Genomic DNA, 18,442 nt, shown 5'->3' with positions numbered 1-18,442 from the left:
CGTTTTTGATAACGATTGCAAGCTTTTCCATTTCGTTTTTTGAACAGAAAGCCGTATAATAAGTATGGCGAAAAAAATATAAATAAACAAGGTACATTTTTAACGGATTTTGATTAGAAGCAGGTGGTATTGCATGCATAAAAAACTCGCGTTTTTCTCAGGGTTTGTCACCCTCGGGATGATGCTTGTCCTCATCATGGGTGGAACCGTGACGAAGACGGATTCAGGAGATGGTTGTGGGACGGACTGGCCACTCTGTCATGGAAAATTAATCCCAACCAACCCAAGCGTTGAAACGATGATCGAATACAGTCACCGGGTAGTCTCCGGAATCGAAGGTCTTCTCATCATTGCGCTCGCCATTTGGACGTTCATCGCGGTCAAACATCGGGTCGATGTGAAAATCTTCGCGTTTCTCGCATTTATCTTTATGCTCATCCAATCGATCATTGGAGCGGGCGCGGTCATTTGGCAACAGTCGGACGCCATCCTGGCCCTTCATTTCGGCATTTCTCTCGTGTCGTTCGCATCGTTACTCATTTTGACGATTCTGTTATTCGAAGGTGACCGAGAGCATCAAGTCGTATCGAGACGGTTGAGATCTCATCTTTACGGTCTCTCGATCTATACGATGATTGTCGTCTACACCGGAGCTTACGTCCGTCACCTCGGTGCTACATATGCTTGTGTCGGTTGGCCGATTTGTGAACAAGAAGTGTGGACGTTTGAGTCGTATGTGCAGATGGGACACCGTGTGATGGCCGGGCTACTCGTCTTGTACACGTTGTATGTTCTTTACTTGGCACGTAAAGAAATGAATCGATTGATTGAGCGCGGCATGATGGCGTCTCTCTTCTTCATCCTGCTTCAAGTCGGTACAGGTGCATGGATCGTTCTTGGGGGACACGCGACTTACGTTCCGCTCCTTCACGCCTTCTTGATCACTTGTTACTTCGGCATCCTGTCGTACCTCTCTTATCACGCGTATCGGTCGACAGCGCGACAAGACGGGGCACAATTGAAAAATATGAACGGATAACCAAACAAAAAAGCGCCGCGGCGCTTTTTTATTTACAATGCTTTAAATCGTTCGAGGGCACGCTCTCTCGCTTCTTTATGATCAACGAGTGGCATGGCATAGTCGTCTCGCTCTGACGGGTCCGGAAAGTGAATCGATTTATCTGTTATATGTTTCAGCTCCGGCACATACTTCCGGATGAACGTTCCGTCAGGGTCAAATCGCTCGGATTGCGTCGTCGGATTGAAAATACGGAAATACGGAACAGCGTCCGTCCCGACTGATGCCGCCCATTGCCATCCCCCGATATTCGACGCTGCCTCATAATCGATCAGCTTTTGCTCGAAATACCGTTCCCCTTTTCGCCAATCGAGAAGGAGATGTTTCGATAGGAAAGATGCAACAATCATGCGTAGGCGGTTGTGCATCCACCCTGTCTCGTTCAACTGACGCATCGCGGCGTCGACGATTGGATACCCCGTTTCCCCGTTACACCACTTTTCGAACTGCTCTTCATTGTCCTCCCATTCAATCGACTTGTATTTATCATTGAACGGTTGATCTTTCAATCCGTGGAACTTTACCATGACCATGTAATAAAATTCGCGCCACAACAGCTCATCATAATACGTGTCGCGCCCTTTTGATTGTCTCGCCGACAACACTTGTTCGGCGATCGTGCGAATCGACAACACACCTGTCCGTAAATAAGGAGATAGTCGACTCGTCCCGGCGATGCTCGGAATGTCACGCTTCTCGTCATAATCGACCATGCGATCATTGACAAAGCGGGTCAATCGCTTCTTCGCTTCCGTTTCCCCTAGCCCTTTCCATTCACGTTTACATCGCTTGAAGAGCTCTTTCAGTTCACTCGGTTGTTCATTCTTTGAACGGATGTACTGAGATAAACGATCGACATCAACCTCATATGGTGCGGGTGGCTGTTCGGCATACGCCGCTTTTTTGAACGGGGTGAACACCTTATAGGGATCGCCACTTTTTGTACGGAACGCATCGGGATGAAACAGATGACGATCTAAAAGTCGCACTACCTTTACATCTTCACTAAGTGCTTCAATCACACGGTCATCCCGCTGTTTGAACGGTTCCACATACTCCGCATTAAAATAGAGCACATCCATCTCGCCGAGCTGTTTCACGAACGCATCCTCCGTCTCCGCGACGAGGACACGAAGCCCTAACCCTTTCGCTTCTAAATCATCCATGAACGTTCGCATCGTCGAGAAGAAATAGTCATGCCGCACTTCGAATGGGTGACAGTATTTCGGATTCAACCAAAAGACGAAGTCTAGGTCATCGCCTTCCCCCATATCTTTCAATACACGGTGTAACATATGATTATCGGTCAGTCTAAAATCTGAACGAAACCAACATACTCGTCTCATGATTTCCACTCCCATCTACAAAAAAGAAGCATAGCGCGCTATGCTTCTTTTGATTATACAAATTCAATCAACAAGTCGTCACTTTGTATTGTGTCGCCTTCTTTAATATGGATGGCCTTAATCTCACCATCTTGTGCCGCTTGAATTGTCGTTTCCATCTTCATCGCTTCTGTGACGAGCAACTGCTCCCCACGGTGAACGCGACTTCCTGGTTCGACCAATACTTTCAAGACAGACCCCGGCATCGATGCACCGACTTGTTTGGCGTTCGAACGATCGACTTTCGGACGGCTTGTCGTTGCCGATTTGACATTGACATCTTTAATCTCGATTTCACGTGGTACCCCGTTCATCTCATACGAGACGAGACGGATGCCATCTTCATTCGCCGCACTCACTTGTACGAGCTTGATGATTAATGTTTTTCCTGTCTCGATTTCAACTTGGATTGTCTCCCCGACGTTTAATCCGTAGAAGAACGTCAACGTGTCGAGCACCGATACATCCCCGTAGGTCGTTGTATGTTTGATATAGTCTTCGTACACTTTCGGATAAAGCGCATGGGCAAGAAGTTCAAAGTCCGTCACCGGTCGCTCGAATTTTTCGAATAGTTCTTGGCGTGCCGATTCAAAGTCATATGGCTTGATCAATTTACCAGGACGAACGTTTAATGGCTCTTCCCCTTTCAAGATGACTTGTTGTACATCTTTCGGGAATCCACCTGGAGGCGTCCCCAATTCACCACGCATCATTTCGACGACCGAGTCCGGGAAGTCCAACTGGTGTCCGCGCGTCATCACATCTTCTTCCGTCAAGTTATGCTGGACCATGAAGAGCGCCATATCACCGACAACTTTAGATGACGGCGTCACCTTGACAATGTCCCCGAACAACATGTTCACTCGGGCATACATCGCCTTGACTTCGCCCCAACGGTCTCCAAGGCCGACCGCTTTCGCCTGCTGTTGGAGGTTTGAATATTGTCCACCCGGCATCTCGTGCTCATACACGGATGGATGCGGGGCACGCATATCACTTTCAAACGGTTCATAGTTATGACGCACGTCTTGCCAGTAGTCACTGATGATCTCATATTGTTTCGGGTCGACCTTCGGCTGACGTTCGTGGTGGTTGAGCGCGTAGACCAAACTTCCACCTGAAGGCTGTGACGTCATCCCTGACATCGAGCTCGCTGCAACGTCAACGATATCGACACCGGCATCTGTCGCACGAGCATAGGTGAAGATCCCGTTACCGGAAGCATCGTGTGTATGCAAGTGGATTGGTAAGTCTACGGCGTCTTTCAATGCCGATACGAGTGCATAGGCCGATTCCGGCTTCAATAGACCGGCCATATCTTTGATTGCCAAGATATGCGCACCACTCGCCTCAAGTTTCTTCGCGAGGTCGATATAATACGGAAGGTGGTACTTCGGACGGTTGCCATCGTACAAGTCTCCCGTATAACAGATGGCCGCCTCCGCCACTTTCCCAGTCGGAAGTGTCGCATCGATTGCCAATTGAATCGATTCTAAGTTGTTGAGACTGTCAAAGATTCGGAACACGTCGACTCCGGCATATGCCGCTTCGTGTACGAATTTCTCAATGACGTTGTCTGCATAGTTTTTGTATCCGACCGCATTCGCACCGCGTAGCAACATTTGAATCAAGACGTTCGGCATCTTCTCACGAAGCTTCATGAGACGTACCCATGGGTCTTCGGATAAGAAGCGGTAGGCGACGTCGAACGTCGCTCCACCCCACGCCTCGACCGAGAACAATTCTGGCATGAGTTTGCTTGTCGGTTCGGCAATGTTCAAAATGTCCTGTGTCCGCATGCGCGTCGCGAGCAACGATTGATGGGCATCTCGCATCGTCGTATCCGTCAGCAACAATTCCGGTTGACGTTTGATCCAATCGGCGAGGCCGTCCGGTCCAAGCTCTGTAAGAATTTGTTTCGTCCCTGGCTTCGCTTCTGCTGGGAGGTCATGTGGGATTCGCACCGAACGGCTGATCGGCTTGTCTTTCAGACCGACACCCGGGAATCCATTCACCGTCACGTCCCCGATATAGTTCAACAGTTTCGTCCCACGGTCTTTTCGTTTCGGGAAGACGAACAGTTCTGGCGTCTCATCGATGAATGACGTGTTGTAATCTCCATTGATAAAGTTCGGGTGCTTCATGACGTTAATCAAGAACGGAATGTTCGTCTTGATTCCGCGAATCCGGAACTCGTTCAAGTTTCGAACCATCTTCGAGGCCGCTTGTTCGAATGTCATGCCATGTGTGGACAATTTCACGAGAAGTGAATCGTAGTACGGTGAAATCTCTGCACCGACATACGCATTTCCACCGTCAAGACGGACACCAAAGCCGCCTGGAGAACGGTAAGCCATGATTTTCCCAGTATCCGGCATGAAGTTGTTGCCTGGGTCTTCAGACGTAACACGTGATTGAATCGCATAACCGAGAAGTTTAATGTCTTCTTGCTTCGGCATTTGAATCATATCGCCGTGGAGCGACTCACCTTGCGCGATCATCAATTGTGTTTGAACGATATCAAAGCCTGTGACCATCTCTGTGATCGTATGTTCCACTTGAATACGTGGGTTGACCTCGATGAAGTAGAACGACTCGTCCTCGGTCACCAAGAATTCGACCGTACCGGCGTTGACGTAACCGACGTGACGCATGAGTTGGACCGCCGCATCACAAATCGCTTGGCGTGATGCATCAGACAAGGTCACACACGGCGCCACTTCGACGACTTTTTGGTGACGGCGCTGAACCGAACAGTCACGCTCGAACAAGTGGATGATGTGACCGTGCTCATCTCCAAGAATCTGCACCTCGATGTGTTTCGGACGTTCGACGAGTTTTTCTATGTACACTTCGTCAGAACCGAACGCCTGCTTCGCTTCTGATTTTGCACGTTCAATCAAATCTTTCATTTCTGCTTCTGTACGAATGACACGCATTCCGCGGCCTCCGCCACCCATCGACGCTTTGACCATGAGCGGGAATCCGTGCTCGTTCGCAAATGTTTCCGCGTCTTCATATGATGTGAGCGGTCCATCCGAACCCGGAATGACAGGAAGACCCGCAGCAATCGCACTCTGACGTGCTCGTACCTTATCCCCGAACGCATGTAAATGTGACTCATGCGGTCCGACAAAGATGATGCCCTCTTCACGGCAACGACGTGCGAGTTCAATGTTCTCCGAAAGGAAACCATATCCCGGGTGAATCGCATCACTGCCTGACTCCTTAGCGATGCGAATGACGTCTTCAATATCGAGATACGCATCGATCGGTTTTTTGTCTACACCGATCAAGTAGGCCTCATCGGCTTTAAAGCGATGTAATGAGCCGCTATCTTCTTGTGAATAGACGGCTACCGTTCGAATGTCTAACTCTGTCGCCGCGCGAAATACGCGAATGGCAATTTCCCCACGGTTTGCAACAAGTAACTTTTTAATTGGTTTCAAATGAAATCCCCCCGTTAATGAAGTTTATTTGTTTCCTTATCTGACGACGTGAAGCGATGAGCGTTGAACGTTTTCTTCTGACTTCACCCGAATTTCTTCTCGTCGTGTCGCCTCTCGATGACGGTTACGCATCGAGATACTGCTGAGCACCCCGAGAACACCCATCATCATGATGAGCGATGTTCCTCCATAACTGACCAGTGGCAAGGTTACACCTGTCCCTGGGAACCAACCGGACATCGCACCGATATTGATGGCCGTCTGGATCATAATTTGTGAGGCAATCCCAAACGATACGAACATCGCAAAGTGACTATCCGCATGATTAGCGATATGAATCGCGCGAAAGGCGATGAAGAAGAGTAGGACCAAAACCGTCAATACACCGAAGAACCCTAACTCCTCCGCAATGATCGACATGATATAGTCGGTTTCTGGTTCTGGCAAATACCCATACTTTTGAAAACTGTTCCCGAGTCCGACTCCGGTCAATCCACCATGTACGATCGAGATGATCGACATGAGCAATTGGTGTCCATATCCTTCCGGGTCCATGAACGGGTTGAACACGACCTCAATCCGACTTCGTTGATTCTCCGAGAAGATGGTCGTGAACAATACGAATACAGTACCCATCCCAGCTAAAATCCCCGGAATCAAAATTCGAAGCGGCGCCCCGACACCGAACCACATGAGCAACATGATGGAACCGAGAACGAATAGCCCCCCCATATCCGGCTGTCCATTGATTGCGATCGCATAAAACGAAAAGTAAAAGAGGACAGGCACTAAAAAGAAGGCGCCGATTTGTGCACGCAACCCTTTTTTCGTGATAGCGGCCCGCGCCAATCGACCAGGGAGTCCTTTCAACTCATTATTCCATAGTGCATGGTAGTAGTTCGCAAGCAGTATGATGAGAACGAACTTCGCAATCTCGACCGGTTGAATGGTCATTCCTCCGATGATGAGCCAAGCTCGCGCCCCATTCAATGGAGGCATCGCCCACGTGACAAACAGCAAGATGACAGAGAGCGCATAAAGACCGAGGCGAATGCCTTTATTCCGAAACATCTCATATCGGAACAATGTCGCAATCAAATAGACAAAGATTCCAATGCCAACGTAGACGAGCTGGCGATAGAATAAACTACTATTCGCGTAATCCCCACGATTCCAAACACTCGCACTATAAATCATGATGGAGCTTAGCCCGACGAGCAAGAGCACTGACAAAAACAACGCAAAATCAAAATACCGAAACCGTGTTTTCATGTATTCACTTCCTTATGTAAAACAATCCGACAACCCTTATAAAAAAATACTCAAACAGCGCCTCTTGCACAGTTTGAGTATAAGGTTCATAATTCTGAAGCTTCTGCCAAAGCAGATAACTTTTGTTCCAATGAATCGAGCAGTCCTTTACCTTCAATGTCTGAAATGAGTCCAAGACGAACCGCAAAATCAATTTGGCGCGATAGTCCAAACATATGTGTATCAAGCACCTCTTCATAAAGCGGGCACTTCGGCATTTTTAGGTTTTCTAACTGTACTTCAATCAGACAACGGATTTTTTCAGCATCCGCCTCGAGTAATTGAAGCGCTTGCTCCCGTTGGATTGCAGCCAAATTTGTCGCCACTACGACCCCTCCTCCGTACGATGACAGACTGTTTGTCATAACTCAACTGTACATTATCTTTCGTCATAATTCAATGTACAGTATGAATGAACGCGACATTCTTCCTCTTTTCCATTTTACGAGAAAGAGCGCTATAATGAAACGTGTAATGTGTATGAAGGGGGATATAAGCATGATTTTTCCACTTGATGGAGCGGTTCGCCACAGTCTGACGATCGACCCGACCGTATGGATTTTTGACGAACGAAAACGAAAGATTGAAGATTTGGACTCGGTGACGGAGAATGACCGTGAGGCATACTATGCGAAAATGGGGAAAGCATGGGATGACGGATTGTCACAAGGAACTCGAATCGACCACAACAAACCGATGTCGCGACAAGACAAGGATGCAGCATTACGCGACTCGTTCGCCATGCCGCTCGCGCCTTTTTTAAACAATGCCGAACCGATTGAGCTCGCGACACATGTCCGTTTTTACGGTGAGACCATATTGACTCTATCGCTCAGCGAGGCATCGCGCGTATATTTACAATTTTCAAAAGACGGAAAAGTACTTACTGACGGACCTGTCTATGTATTATATGAGGATCAGGTCATTCGCCAAGTCAATCATATCACCGTATTAAGCAATCAATGAGAAGGGTCACACCTTCTCTTTTTTTGGACTTTTTAGTTCACAAAGTGTAGTATATAGAGTGTTGACTACAAATTGAATAAGAAAGGTCGTGACGCTTACGATACCTCTATGGAAACGAAATTTAATGGTTGTTTGGATCGGTAGCTTCTTGACCGCCGCGTCGATGAGCCTCGTCCTTCCATTCCTCCCATTGTTCATCGAACAACTCGGGGTAAAGGATCCGGACCACGTCGTCACTTGGTCTGCGATTGCGTTCGGCGCGACGTTCCTCGTAGCCGCCATCGTCTCTCCGATGTGGGGACGCTTGGCTGACCGAAAAGGAAGAAAGCTGATGCTCATCCGAGCCAGTCTCGGGATGGCCATCGTCATGTTCCTCATCAGCTTCGTCCAAGACGTATATCAACTCGTCGGGTTGCGTTTACTCATGGGGGCCGTGTCTGGATTTATTTCAGCCGGCATCACGTTAGTCGCATCTCAGACACCAAAAGAGAAAAGTGGCTGGGCGCTCGGTACCCTGTCAACCGGTGGAATCACTGGTGGTCTACTCGGTCCCCTCATCGGCGGACTGCTCGCAGACTGGATTGGGCTTCGATCCGTTTTTCTCTTTACCGGAAGTGCACTCTTCCTGACGTTCCTCATCACGCTTTGGTTCGTAAAAGAAGATTTTGTCCCAGTGAAACGCGAAGAACTCGCGTCGATGAAATCGATTTTCGCCTCACTGCGACATCCACAGTTGATTGTCGGTCTGTTTGTGACAACGTTCCTCATTCAGTTCTCGACACAATCCATCGGACCACTCTTGACATTATACGTACGTGAATTGAATCCGAACACTACCGCGCTCGCCTTCATGGCAGGGATTGTCGCCTCCGCTCCGGGACTGGCCGCTCTCGTTTCGGCGCAGCGTCTCGGACGGTTATCGGACAGACACGGAGCGGAGCGTATCTTGTTTTGGGCACTGCTCCTCTATAGCCTCTTCTTGATTCCGCAAGCATTCGTTACCTCAACGACTCAACTCATCTTGTTGCGTTTCGGAATCGGGTTCGCAACGGCCGCCTTGATGCCGTCCGTTCAATCGCTACTGCGCCAGCATACGCCGGTCTCTGCGACGGGGCGCATCTTTTCATACAATCAGTCCGCTCAGTTCATGGGGAATCTACTCGGACCGCTATTTGGATCCCAAATCGTGGCACACTTCGGATTTTCTGCCCTGTTCATCATCACGGGATTGATTATGATCTCGAATGCCTTCTTAGAACGGACGAACGTCCAGTCGTTACAACTCGATACAAAATAACGCCGAGCACGAAGCTCGGCGTTATTTTGTATCTTTCTTATAGTAGGTCAGCCGCCAATCGTGCAAGTGACGAACGTTCCCCTTTTACGAGTTGCACGTGTCCGAAGACGTTTTGTCCTTTGAAGCGTTCCACCGCGTACGTCAAGCCGTTCGAGTATTCATCCAAATACGGATGGTCGATTTGATACGGGTCGCCGACGAGTACGATTTTCGAGTTTTCACCGACTCGGGTGAGAATGGTTTTGATTTCATGCTTCGTTAAGTTCTGCGCCTCATCGATGATGATGAACTGGTCCGGCATACTTCTACCTCGAATATAAGTGAGCGCCTCGAGCTGAATCGATTTCATACCGGCTAGAATATTGCCGAGCTCGTCTTTTGAATTCGCATTGAATAAAAATTCCAAGTTATCATAAATCGGTTGCATCCATGGACGAAGCTTCTCTTCCATTTCCCCTGGCAAGTAACCGATATCGTTCCCCATCGGCACGACCGGGCGAGCGACGACGAGCTTATTGTAACGCTGTTCATCCTCGACGAGCGAGAGCCCTGCTGCTAGGGCAAGGAGCGTCTTCCCGGTACCGGCTTTCCCAAGTAAGGTGACAAACGGAATGTCATCTCGAAGCAACAGGTCGAGTGCCATCCGCTGTTGAACGTTTCGTGGATGAATTCCCCAAATATGATCTGCATCGAGTGCCAGTGGTCGTAAAATCGGTTGAAGCGAATCGACCACAGCAAGCGCACTCGCTTTCGACACATTACTTTTCAAGACGACGAATGAATTCGGATATAGCACTTGTTTCGTCAAGGCCGTCGTCGGCAATTGACGAACTTTATAAAATTCATCGATGAGCGACTGATCGACTTCAATCTCTCGATAGCCGGCGTATAAGTCCGTCGTATCAACGATATGATCTGTCAAATAGTCTTCTGCATCAATTCCAATGGCGTCTGCTTTGACACGGACCAATATATCTTTTGAGACGACGACGACCTTTCGACCTGCGTCATGCTCGTATTGTTTCATTAACTTTAAGGCAACGAGTAGGATACGGTTATCGTTTGTCATGACATCGAACGGAATATCGACCTGGTGTTCATGACCGATTTCGACAAACAGACGTCCTCCGTTTTCAAGCGGGACCCCGTCATGGAGTTTTCCCGATGTCCGGAGCTGGTCGAGGACACGTGACGTTTCACGGGCATTCCGCCCGACCTCATCCATGTTTCGTTTCTTTCCATCTAACTCTTCTAGGACGATGGCTGGAATGACCACGTCGTGTTCTTCAAATTGAAATAAGGATAGCGGATCATGTAGGAGTACGTTCGTATCGAGTACATACGTTTTTTTCATAGACTTTGCCGCCCCTCGAATATAGGATGGTATTCAAGAATGAAGACTTTCTTTCACTTCACGGTCAAGCTTTTCCGCCGCTCGAATATCATACGTTTTCGTGATTTCGGGCTGTGCGTAAGCTGCTCCATAAAACGAGATGTTCCTCACTTCTTCGACATGTCCTTCAAAAAAACGAAGATGAAGGCTTGGTTTAACCGCCGGATCGAACTCTCGAATCGCTGAGAGTAAAACATGATAGGACTGACCATCTTCGATAAAAATGAGGCCAGCCGTCTTTTCTGTCGTCAAGATGGTCACGATATGTGAATTTCTTGTCAATGCGAACCGGACCGTGACAGCATCTAACGCTTGCACCCAACTGATCGCATGGCTGATCGGCCAACGCTTCGCCTCGTCGAAACCGACGAGAAATGTTAACGGCATGTCGTTCAATAGGCGCTCTTGCGCAGCTGTCAGTTCAAACGTTGCCTTACTCGCCATTCAACTCCCCTCCTTTTAACCGGGTATGGTTGTACCATTCTCCCTTACCGGTTCAATTCCCTGCTTTTAACGGTTGAAATCATGCTATACTCATCGTATAGAGGAAGGTGAAAAGATGCGTGTAAAATGTTCTCTTTGCGATAAAGTCGAGACCATCGACTCATGGTCGTTTGAAGCAAAACGCTTGCGTAACAAACCGGCTAAAACGTATATGTGTCAAGAGTGTCAGGAGCGAATCAGCGAACGAACGGCTGAACGCGCCGCATCTGGACAGTTCAAGTTATATCCTACATTTCGACAGAAACGAAATTGGTAATGCAAACGGGCGCCTCCGAAGAGACGCCCGTATTTTTTATGATTCTACCGCATCTTGACGACGGTTCCACCAAAGGCGACCACGATAAATGGCTAACACGATTGCCATGACGGCAAGCACTTCCGGGATTGGCCATGTGAAAAAGACGAGTGCCATCGTACCTGCTCCAAGTGAAAGCAGAATATAGACGATGAGCGACTTCCACCATGCCAATTGTTTCGCAAAACCAAGTTTAAAGACAAGGATTGTCAGTAAGATGACCGTGACAACGAGTGCATTGAACCCGACGGAAAAGTCATTCGGGTCACTGCCGACACCTAGCATCGAAGCGATCCACGGAACGTCAATCTGTGTGATATCGATTGTTTGAGAAGCTTTCAAGACAAAGAGTCCCCCTTTATTTCATACACATCCATTCTACACTATTCCATGCAAAAGGGAACGCCGAAGCGTCCCCTTTCTGCTAACTTATTCTTTACCAAGTTTACGACGCTTGTCTGCTTTCTCGCGTTCGTTCTTGTTCAAGATTTTCTTACGGAGACGGATCGACTCCGGTGTAATTTCACAGTACTCGTCATCGTTCAAGAACGTGAGTGACTCTTCAAGTGAGAAGACGCGCGGACGTTTCAAGACTTGTGTCGAGTCTTTTGCAGAAGCACGCATGTTCGTCAATTGCTTCCCTTTAACAGCGTTAATGGCAAGGTCAACATCACGGTTACATTCCCCGATGATCATTCCTTCATACACATCTGTACCTGGCTCGATAAAGATTGTCCCACGGTCTTCAAGGGCACCGATTGAGTAGGCCGTCGACTTCCCGTTTTCGATACAAACCATAACACCGCTACGACGACCACCGATATCAGCAGCGATATATGGACGGTACTCTTCGAACGTATGGTTCAAGATTCCGTATCCACGTGTCGCTGACAAGAATTCGTTACGGTAACCGATAAGACCACGTGATGGCACGAGGAATTCCATACGTGTCTGACCGTTGTCATTCGTGTTCATGTTCGCAAGCTCACCTTTACGGAGACCAATCGATTCCATGACTGAACCTGTATACTCTTCAGGTACGTCGATGATAACGCGCTCGAACGGCTCAACTTTCGTGCCGCTCTCGTCTTCACGGATGATAACTTGTGGTTTCGACACTTGGAGCTCGTAACCTTCACGACGCATGTTCTCGATCAAGATCCCGAGGTGAAGCTCACCGCGTCCTGATACGATCCATTGGTCTGGTGAATCTGTATTTTCGACACGGAGTGAAACGTCCGTCTCGAGTTGTTTCATCAAACGTTCTTCGATTTTACGTGCTGTCACGAAATCGCCTTCACGTCCTGCGAACGGAGAGTTGTTTGTCATGAAACGCATTTGAAGCGTTGGCTCATCGATGCGAAGGAGCGGAAGTGGCTCTTCTTTACCGACTGGCGTTACCGTTTCACCGACGTTGATATCTTCCATCCCGGCGATAGCGATCAAGTCACCTGCTTTTGCTTCTTCGATTTCGACGCGCTTGAGGCCGAAGTAACCGAACAATTTCGTGACACGAAGTTGCTTCACCGTACCGTCTGTCTTACAAAGCGATACTTGCTCACCGACTTTGATTTTCCCACGGAAGACGCGACCTACGCCGATACGGCCGAGGTAGTTGTCATAGTCGAGCATCGTCACTTGGAATTGAAGTGGCTCGTCTGAGTTGTCCACTGGAGCCGGCGTGTTTTCAAGAATCGTGTCGAGCACGTGCGTGATTGTATCTTCTTGTTTTTCTGGGTCAGGATCGAACGAACTTGAACCGCTGACTGCTGATGTGTAGACGACAGGGAATTCAAGTTGATCTTCATCTGCGCCAAGGTCGATCAAGAGATCAACAACTTCATCGACAACGTCGAGTGGACGAACCATCGGCTTATCGATTTTGTTGACGACGACAATCGGACGAAGTCCTTGGTCGAGAGCTTTTTTCAATACGAAACGTGTTTGTGGCATACAGCCTTCACGCGCATCGACAACAAGGATAACGCCGTCTACCATACGCATGATTCGCTCAACTTCTCCACCGAAGTCTGCGTGACCTGGTGTATCTACGATGTTGATGCGCGTCTCTTTATAATCGATTGCTGTGTTTTTTGCGAGAATCGTGATTCCGCGCTCACGCTCGATATCGTTCGAGTCCATCGCGCGTTCTGCGACTGCCTCGTTCGTCCGGAAAGTACCAGACTGTTTCAATAATTCATCGACTAACGTTGTTTTACCGTGGTCAACGTGCGCGATGATGGCTACGTTACGAAGGTTTGTTCTTACGTTCATGTAGTTATTCCTCTCTTATTTAAAAAATTTCAACTTTTCTTCAACTTTAAGAGTATAGCACACGTCACAGTACCTTTGTCGAGTGGAATCGACTGTGAACGTTTTCATCCCGTGTTTTTTATCATACAATAGGGAGGATAAGAGAAAATAAGGAGGAACCTCCATGCAGCTAATGTTTGTATTGATCGCAACGGCCGTTGTCGCAGGATTCGTCGGCATTGGAATCGGGGTGGCCGAGGGGAGCGCCGCCATTATCTTGGGCAGCCTCGTGTTAAGTGGCGTAGCGACATACTTTGGTATTCAATTGCGTCGCCGCATTCTTTCAGACCATCAATCATAAAAAAAGGGTTACTCCGGTATCATGTCGGAGTAACCCTTTTAACTTGCCTTTATAGCGGACGAGTCAAGCAGATGCGGTCGCGTAAAACGAGTCCATCTTCTTCGATGTCATCGTACCCGTGATTACGAAAATAATCGCGTTCCACCGAATCGAATCGGAATCCAGCTTGTTGGTAAAAGCGCAGTTGCATGATGCTTGAATTCCCTGTACAGACGAGCAGTTCTTTTCCACCAATCAAGGCGGCCCGCTTCACTGCGTCTTGTAACAAGCGTTGACCAATCGTTTGGTTTTGACGTTCGGGTTTCACTGCGATATTGACGAGTTCAACCCGATCGCCTTCGTGTGAAACGAGCATATACGCACCGACAATCTCACTACCGAGTAACGCTTTGTACGTACGACCTTCCTCGAATTGTTCCCGGACCATCGCTTCATTCGGATTCGCCAAGACGAGTAAGTCGCGGATTTCTTCATACGAATCATGTTCCACGATGTGTAAGTCCGGTTTTACTTCAGCCGTGACCCCTTTTGCGATGACGTAATGTTTGATGACGTCATTTACAAATGAATCGCTCCCAGCCAGGACAGATGTTTTTCCGTCATAGCGAATCGGCTCACCATATAAGGAAACGACACGCCCGCCTACCTCTTCAACGAGTAACTTTCCAGCAGCATAATCCCATGGCATATTGCGCATGGTGATGTAGCCGTCCACGCGACCGGCAGCAAGCCAGGCTAATTCAAGCGATGCAGCACCATGAGCTCGCGTCCCAATCGAGTCCCGTACAATCGGAGCGAGTATTTCCGGGGCAATCTGGTGGTTCGGCGTGACCCACGTCGCATTCATACTTAAAAACGCGTCTCGGACATGATGTTCATGAAGGGTCGTCAACGTCCGACCATTCAACGTCGCCCCGTATCCTTTCCGCGCCATGAACATCTCATCCGCCATGACGTCATAGACGAATCCATATTCCACGACTCCATCTATCATGATCGCGATAGAGATGGCAAACATACGTTTTTGATGAATAAAATTTAACGTCCCATCAATCGGGTCGACAAACCAGACGGTACCGGTCAATTGTTCTGGCTGATCTGTCGTCCCCTCTTCCCCCATAATCTGATGTTCCGGAAATGTTTGTTGGATTCGACGGACAATCAGTTGTTCCACCGCGCGGTCGATTTCAGTGACCAAGTCCCCTTTTCCCGTCTTTCGTTCCACTTCATAACTTTGATCAATCTCGCGACGAATCAGTTCTCCCGCTTGTTTGATTAAGTCGACTGCAAACCATTCTATCATCTGTGATCACCTCAACTGTATTGTACCAAACAAAAACCAGTATCCGCTCGGAATACTGGTTGAATGTGTGTGTAATGGTTAGGCTTCGAGACGCAATAATTCTTGGCGGTACTTCTCTAACCGATGCTTGCTAGCCTGAACTGTAGCATCATCTTGTGACGCCATCGCATCGAAGAGGGTTGCCAATTCATAATCAATCTCTAAGCGCAGCACCGGGATCCGTTTTTCTGCGTCTTTTCTTTTGAATGCCTCAATCACTTGTTTCATAAGATGCCACACTCCTTTTGTTGAGCTACAAGTTACGGTTTAGTGAGTTGAATTGAGTATATCAGATAAAATTCGAAAAAGAAAGATAATTGTCTGACTATTTTGAATTTTTTATCTTAATGGATATATTCCCAATTCCGAGGTCCCTAAACCTGATTTGGTGTTAATGAACTGTACCCGATTTAAAGGAGAAATAACAAAAAAGCATGCCTGAATTTGCTCGGGCATGCTCGGTCTTACAGTTTGATCATTTTACTCGAGGACTTCATTGCCGCCTGAACCGTACGATACGTGGAATAACCTGTCTGTTCGTCGTGAACCGCGTTCAGTTGTTTCTCCTCCGACTTAGATGTTACGATCTGCTTGAAGGCACGATAGGAGTCGAGAAAAACCTCTCGTTCCACCCCACCTTCATTGGCTTGTGCGACGACGTTATAAAACTCGACGACTTCAATCAATTCGTCAGTCGTCCAATCCGGATTGATCGGATAGTTGATTTGCATATTGTTTCACCTCGACACCCATTGTAACAACAAAAAAAACTATTGCAAGTTGAGCCAGAAATCTCTATAGTTTTTTTGTTGCTTCTTTTTTAAAAACAACATATATCATAACGATACTATTCATCTTATAAATAAACTGATTCAAGGGGGATTTACGATTGAAATTAAAAGGTGCTACTCAGCTCGAAACGCCACTATTTGACACGTTGCTTGAACATGTCGACTCAAACCCGATTGCGTTCCACATTCCTGGTCATAAAAGCGGAAAAGGGATGGACCCGGAGTTTCGTGACTTTATTGGTGAAAACGCCCTAAAAATTGATTTGATTAACATTGCCCCACTCGATGACCTCCATCATCCAAAAGCGGCAATCGCTGAAGCGGAGCGCTTGGCGGCAGAGGCGTTCCGTGCTGACGAGACCTTTTTCTCCGTTCAAGGGACATCGAGTGCCATCATGGCGATGATCATGGGTGTCGTTGGCCCGAACGAAAAAATCATCGTGCCACGGAACGTCCATAAATCCGTCATGTCCGCGCTCGTCTTAACGGGTGCCCACCCGGTCTTCATCCACCCGGAATTTGACGAAACATACGGCATCGCCCACGGAATTACGGCTAGTGCCGTTGAACGCGCGCTTGAACTTCATCCGGACACGAAAGCCGTACTCGTCATCAACCCGACTTATTTCGGGGTCGCAGGTGATTTAGAGCGTATCGTATCCGTCGCGCATGCACAAGACGTTCCTGTACTTGTCGATGAGGCACACGGCGTTCATCTCCCGTTTCACGATGAACTTCCGCTCTCGGCGATGCAAGCGGGAGCAGATGTGGCGGCGACGAGTGTGCACAAGCTTGGCGGTTCAATGACAGGCAGTTCGATTTTGAACGTACGCCGCGGACTCGTCTCGCCAGAACGAATTCACGCGATGCTCTCTATGATTACAACGACGTCAACATCCTATTTGCTCCTCGCTTCTCTCGACGCGGCACGTCGACAGTTAGCGACAAAGGGTCACATGATGAATGAGCGTGCACTCGAGCTTGCTAGAACGGCCCGTACGGCAATCAATCTCATGCCGAACTTATCGGTATACGGTCATGCCGAGTTGCATTCTGAATCGACTTACGCGCTTGACGAAACGAAAGTACTCGTATCCGTGCGTGAACTTGGGGTAACTGGATTTGAAGTCGAGAAATATCTTCGCGACAAACACCGCATCGAAGTCGAGATGTCCGATTTATTGAATGTGCTCTTCATCGTCACATCAGCGGACGACGAGTCAACGATTCAAGCGTTGATTGAAGCGATGCGAGATGTCGTTTCTGTTTACCAAAAGTCTGGGAACGACTCATTATCCATCATGCTCCCAGAGATTCCACCACTTGCGCTCAGTCCTCGTGATGCGTTTTATGAAGAGACGGAGACGATCCCTCTCGAAAACGCAGTCGGGCGTATTTCAGCGGAATTCATCATGGTGTATCCACCTGGAATTCCAATCATCATTCCAGGTGAATTGATTACGACGTCGACACTCGAATACATTATGGCCAACATTGAAGCGGGTCTTCCCGTACAAGGTCTTGAAGATGAGTCGCTGCAAATGATTAAAGTCATCCAACAAACAAAAGCGATTCGCTAAACAAAAAATGAGCCGGTCATGATGACCGGCTCATTTTTTATGTCATCTCAGAAAAGGTGGCTGTAGATGATCGAATTGCTTCCCCTAGTGCCTATTATAAGAAAACGCTTACATTTTTTCAAGTGTCAATTTCTTCAGATGCTTGTGTTTTTTCGACGAAGCAAAGTCGTAAAAATTCAGCGACGTGCTCTGTGTCGTTCAAGTTGATGCCAAGCATCGGATACAATTGACGCGGCTCTTCTAGCGCATGCAAATCAAGAAGGGCCGATTGACCCGTTTGCATACAGACGACTAACACCTTGCCCATGAATTGCTGTGTATAGACGAAACCAAAATCATAACGGGCGGCTTCTGTTTCAATCCCCGTAAATCGGACCCGACTCGTCTCGGACACGGTATACAATAACTCCTCATCGAATGCCATCAGGATTCCCTCC

18 protein-coding genes are annotated in these 18,442 nt (G+C 48.2%); 6 read left to right on the top strand and 12 right to left on the bottom strand.

Annotated features, from left to right (window positions below):
• Positions 1-133 precede the first annotated feature (133 nt).
• Positions 134-1,039 carry a COX15/CtaA family protein gene (locus KNO70_RS08475; protein WP_015881280.1) on the top strand — a complete coding sequence of 302 codons (906 nt, stop codon included), beginning with the start codon at positions 134-136 and terminating at the stop codon, positions 1,037-1,039.
• A 32-nt stretch (positions 1,040-1,071) separates the two neighbouring features.
• Here the strand turns inward: KNO70_RS08475 and KNO70_RS08470 are convergent, their stop codons facing one another.
• The 4 genes from KNO70_RS08470 to KNO70_RS08455 form a co-directional block, all read right to left on the bottom strand.
• Positions 1,072-2,424 (bottom strand): cryptochrome/photolyase family protein, encoded by a 1,353-nt coding sequence (locus KNO70_RS08470; RefSeq protein ID WP_214812169.1) that lies wholly within the window; start codon positions 2,422-2,424, stop codon positions 1,072-1,074.
• A 53-nt stretch (positions 2,425-2,477) separates the two neighbouring features.
• Positions 2,478-5,912, bottom strand: coding sequence for a pyruvate carboxylase (locus KNO70_RS08465; protein WP_078146632.1), 3,435 nt, complete (start codon positions 5,910-5,912; stop codon positions 2,478-2,480).
• A gap of 36 nt (positions 5,913-5,948) precedes the next feature.
• Positions 5,949-7,184, bottom strand: coding sequence for an FtsW/RodA/SpoVE family cell cycle protein (locus tag KNO70_RS08460; protein ID WP_214812166.1), 1,236 nt, complete (start codon positions 7,182-7,184; stop codon positions 5,949-5,951).
• Between the two features lie 86 nt (positions 7,185-7,270).
• Complete coding sequence (locus KNO70_RS08455) at positions 7,271-7,549, bottom strand: Fpa/YlaN family protein (protein WP_015881276.1); 279 nt, start codon at positions 7,547-7,549, stop codon at positions 7,271-7,273.
• A 172-nt stretch (positions 7,550-7,721) separates the two neighbouring features.
• Here KNO70_RS08455 and KNO70_RS08450 point away from each other — a divergent pair, with 172 nt between their 5' ends.
• The gene (locus tag KNO70_RS08450) at positions 7,722-8,189 is read left to right on the top strand and encodes a hypothetical protein (protein WP_015881275.1); all 468 of its coding nucleotides are present in this window, start codon (positions 7,722-7,724) and stop codon (positions 8,187-8,189) included.
• Positions 8,190-8,313: 124 nt separating this feature from the next.
• Positions 8,314-9,486 (top strand): multidrug efflux MFS transporter, encoded by a 1,173-nt coding sequence (locus KNO70_RS08445; RefSeq protein ID WP_240499801.1) that lies wholly within the window; start codon positions 8,314-8,316, stop codon positions 9,484-9,486.
• Positions 9,487-9,523: 37 nt separating this feature from the next.
• Here KNO70_RS08445 and KNO70_RS08440 read toward each other — a convergent pair whose 3' ends face one another.
• Both KNO70_RS08440 and KNO70_RS08435 read right to left on the bottom strand, forming a co-directional pair.
• Positions 9,524-10,840 (bottom strand): PhoH family protein, encoded by a 1,317-nt coding sequence (locus KNO70_RS08440; RefSeq protein ID WP_015881273.1) that lies wholly within the window; start codon positions 10,838-10,840, stop codon positions 9,524-9,526.
• A gap of 33 nt (positions 10,841-10,873) precedes the next feature.
• Complete coding sequence (locus tag KNO70_RS08435; RefSeq protein WP_015881272.1) at positions 10,874-11,323, bottom strand: PNPOx family protein; 450 nt, start codon at positions 11,321-11,323, stop codon at positions 10,874-10,876.
• 115 nt (positions 11,324-11,438) lie between these two features.
• On the opposite strand from KNO70_RS08435, the gene KNO70_RS08430 reads away from it, so the two are divergent.
• Positions 11,439-11,639 (top strand): YlaI family protein, encoded by a 201-nt coding sequence (locus tag KNO70_RS08430; protein WP_015881271.1) that lies wholly within the window; start codon positions 11,439-11,441, stop codon positions 11,637-11,639.
• 36 nt (positions 11,640-11,675) lie between these two features.
• Here KNO70_RS08430 and KNO70_RS08425 read toward each other — a convergent pair whose 3' ends face one another.
• The gene (locus KNO70_RS08425; RefSeq protein ID WP_015881270.1) at positions 11,676-12,020 is read right to left on the bottom strand and encodes a YlaH-like family protein; all 345 of its coding nucleotides are present in this window, start codon (positions 12,018-12,020) and stop codon (positions 11,676-11,678) included.
• An 87-nt stretch (positions 12,021-12,107) separates the two neighbouring features.
• Entirely contained in the window at positions 12,108-13,952 is a 1,845-nt protein-coding gene (gene typA, locus KNO70_RS08420) for a translational GTPase TypA (protein ID WP_015881269.1), read from the bottom strand.
• 163 nt (positions 13,953-14,115) lie between these two features.
• On the opposite strand from typA, the gene KNO70_RS08415 reads away from it, so the two are divergent.
• Entirely contained in the window at positions 14,116-14,292 is a 177-nt protein-coding gene (locus tag KNO70_RS08415; protein WP_159562038.1) for a DUF5325 family protein, read from the top strand.
• 49 nt (positions 14,293-14,341) lie between these two features.
• Here the strand turns inward: KNO70_RS08415 and KNO70_RS08410 are convergent, their stop codons facing one another.
• The 3 genes from KNO70_RS08410 to KNO70_RS08400 form a co-directional block, all read right to left on the bottom strand.
• The gene (locus tag KNO70_RS08410) at positions 14,342-15,595 is read right to left on the bottom strand and encodes an inositol monophosphatase family protein (RefSeq protein WP_078146630.1); all 1,254 of its coding nucleotides are present in this window, start codon (positions 15,593-15,595) and stop codon (positions 14,342-14,344) included.
• Between the two features lie 78 nt (positions 15,596-15,673).
• A complete protein-coding gene (locus tag KNO70_RS08405) occupies positions 15,674-15,862 on the bottom strand; it encodes a hypothetical protein (protein ID WP_015881266.1) in 189 nt (62 codons plus the stop codon).
• 236 nt (positions 15,863-16,098) lie between these two features.
• Complete coding sequence (locus KNO70_RS08400) at positions 16,099-16,365, bottom strand: UPF0223 family protein (RefSeq protein WP_031421520.1); 267 nt, start codon at positions 16,363-16,365, stop codon at positions 16,099-16,101.
• A gap of 158 nt (positions 16,366-16,523) precedes the next feature.
• On the opposite strand from KNO70_RS08400, the gene KNO70_RS08395 reads away from it, so the two are divergent.
• Complete coding sequence (locus KNO70_RS08395) at positions 16,524-18,005, top strand: aminotransferase class I/II-fold pyridoxal phosphate-dependent enzyme (RefSeq protein ID WP_078146629.1); 1,482 nt, start codon at positions 16,524-16,526, stop codon at positions 18,003-18,005.
• A gap of 118 nt (positions 18,006-18,123) precedes the next feature.
• On the opposite strand, the gene KNO70_RS08390 is transcribed toward KNO70_RS08395, so the two are convergent.
• Positions 18,124-18,429 carry a DUF3055 domain-containing protein gene (locus KNO70_RS08390; RefSeq protein ID WP_078146628.1) on the bottom strand — a complete coding sequence of 102 codons (306 nt, stop codon included), beginning with the start codon at positions 18,427-18,429 and terminating at the stop codon, positions 18,124-18,126.
• Positions 18,430-18,442 lie beyond the last annotated feature (13 nt).

Source organism: Exiguobacterium sp. s181 (assembly GCF_018617125.1).
Classification (GTDB): Bacteria; Bacillota; Bacilli; order Exiguobacteriales; family Exiguobacteriaceae; genus Exiguobacterium; species Exiguobacterium profundum.
This window is presented reverse-complemented; position numbering and strand designations above follow the sequence as displayed.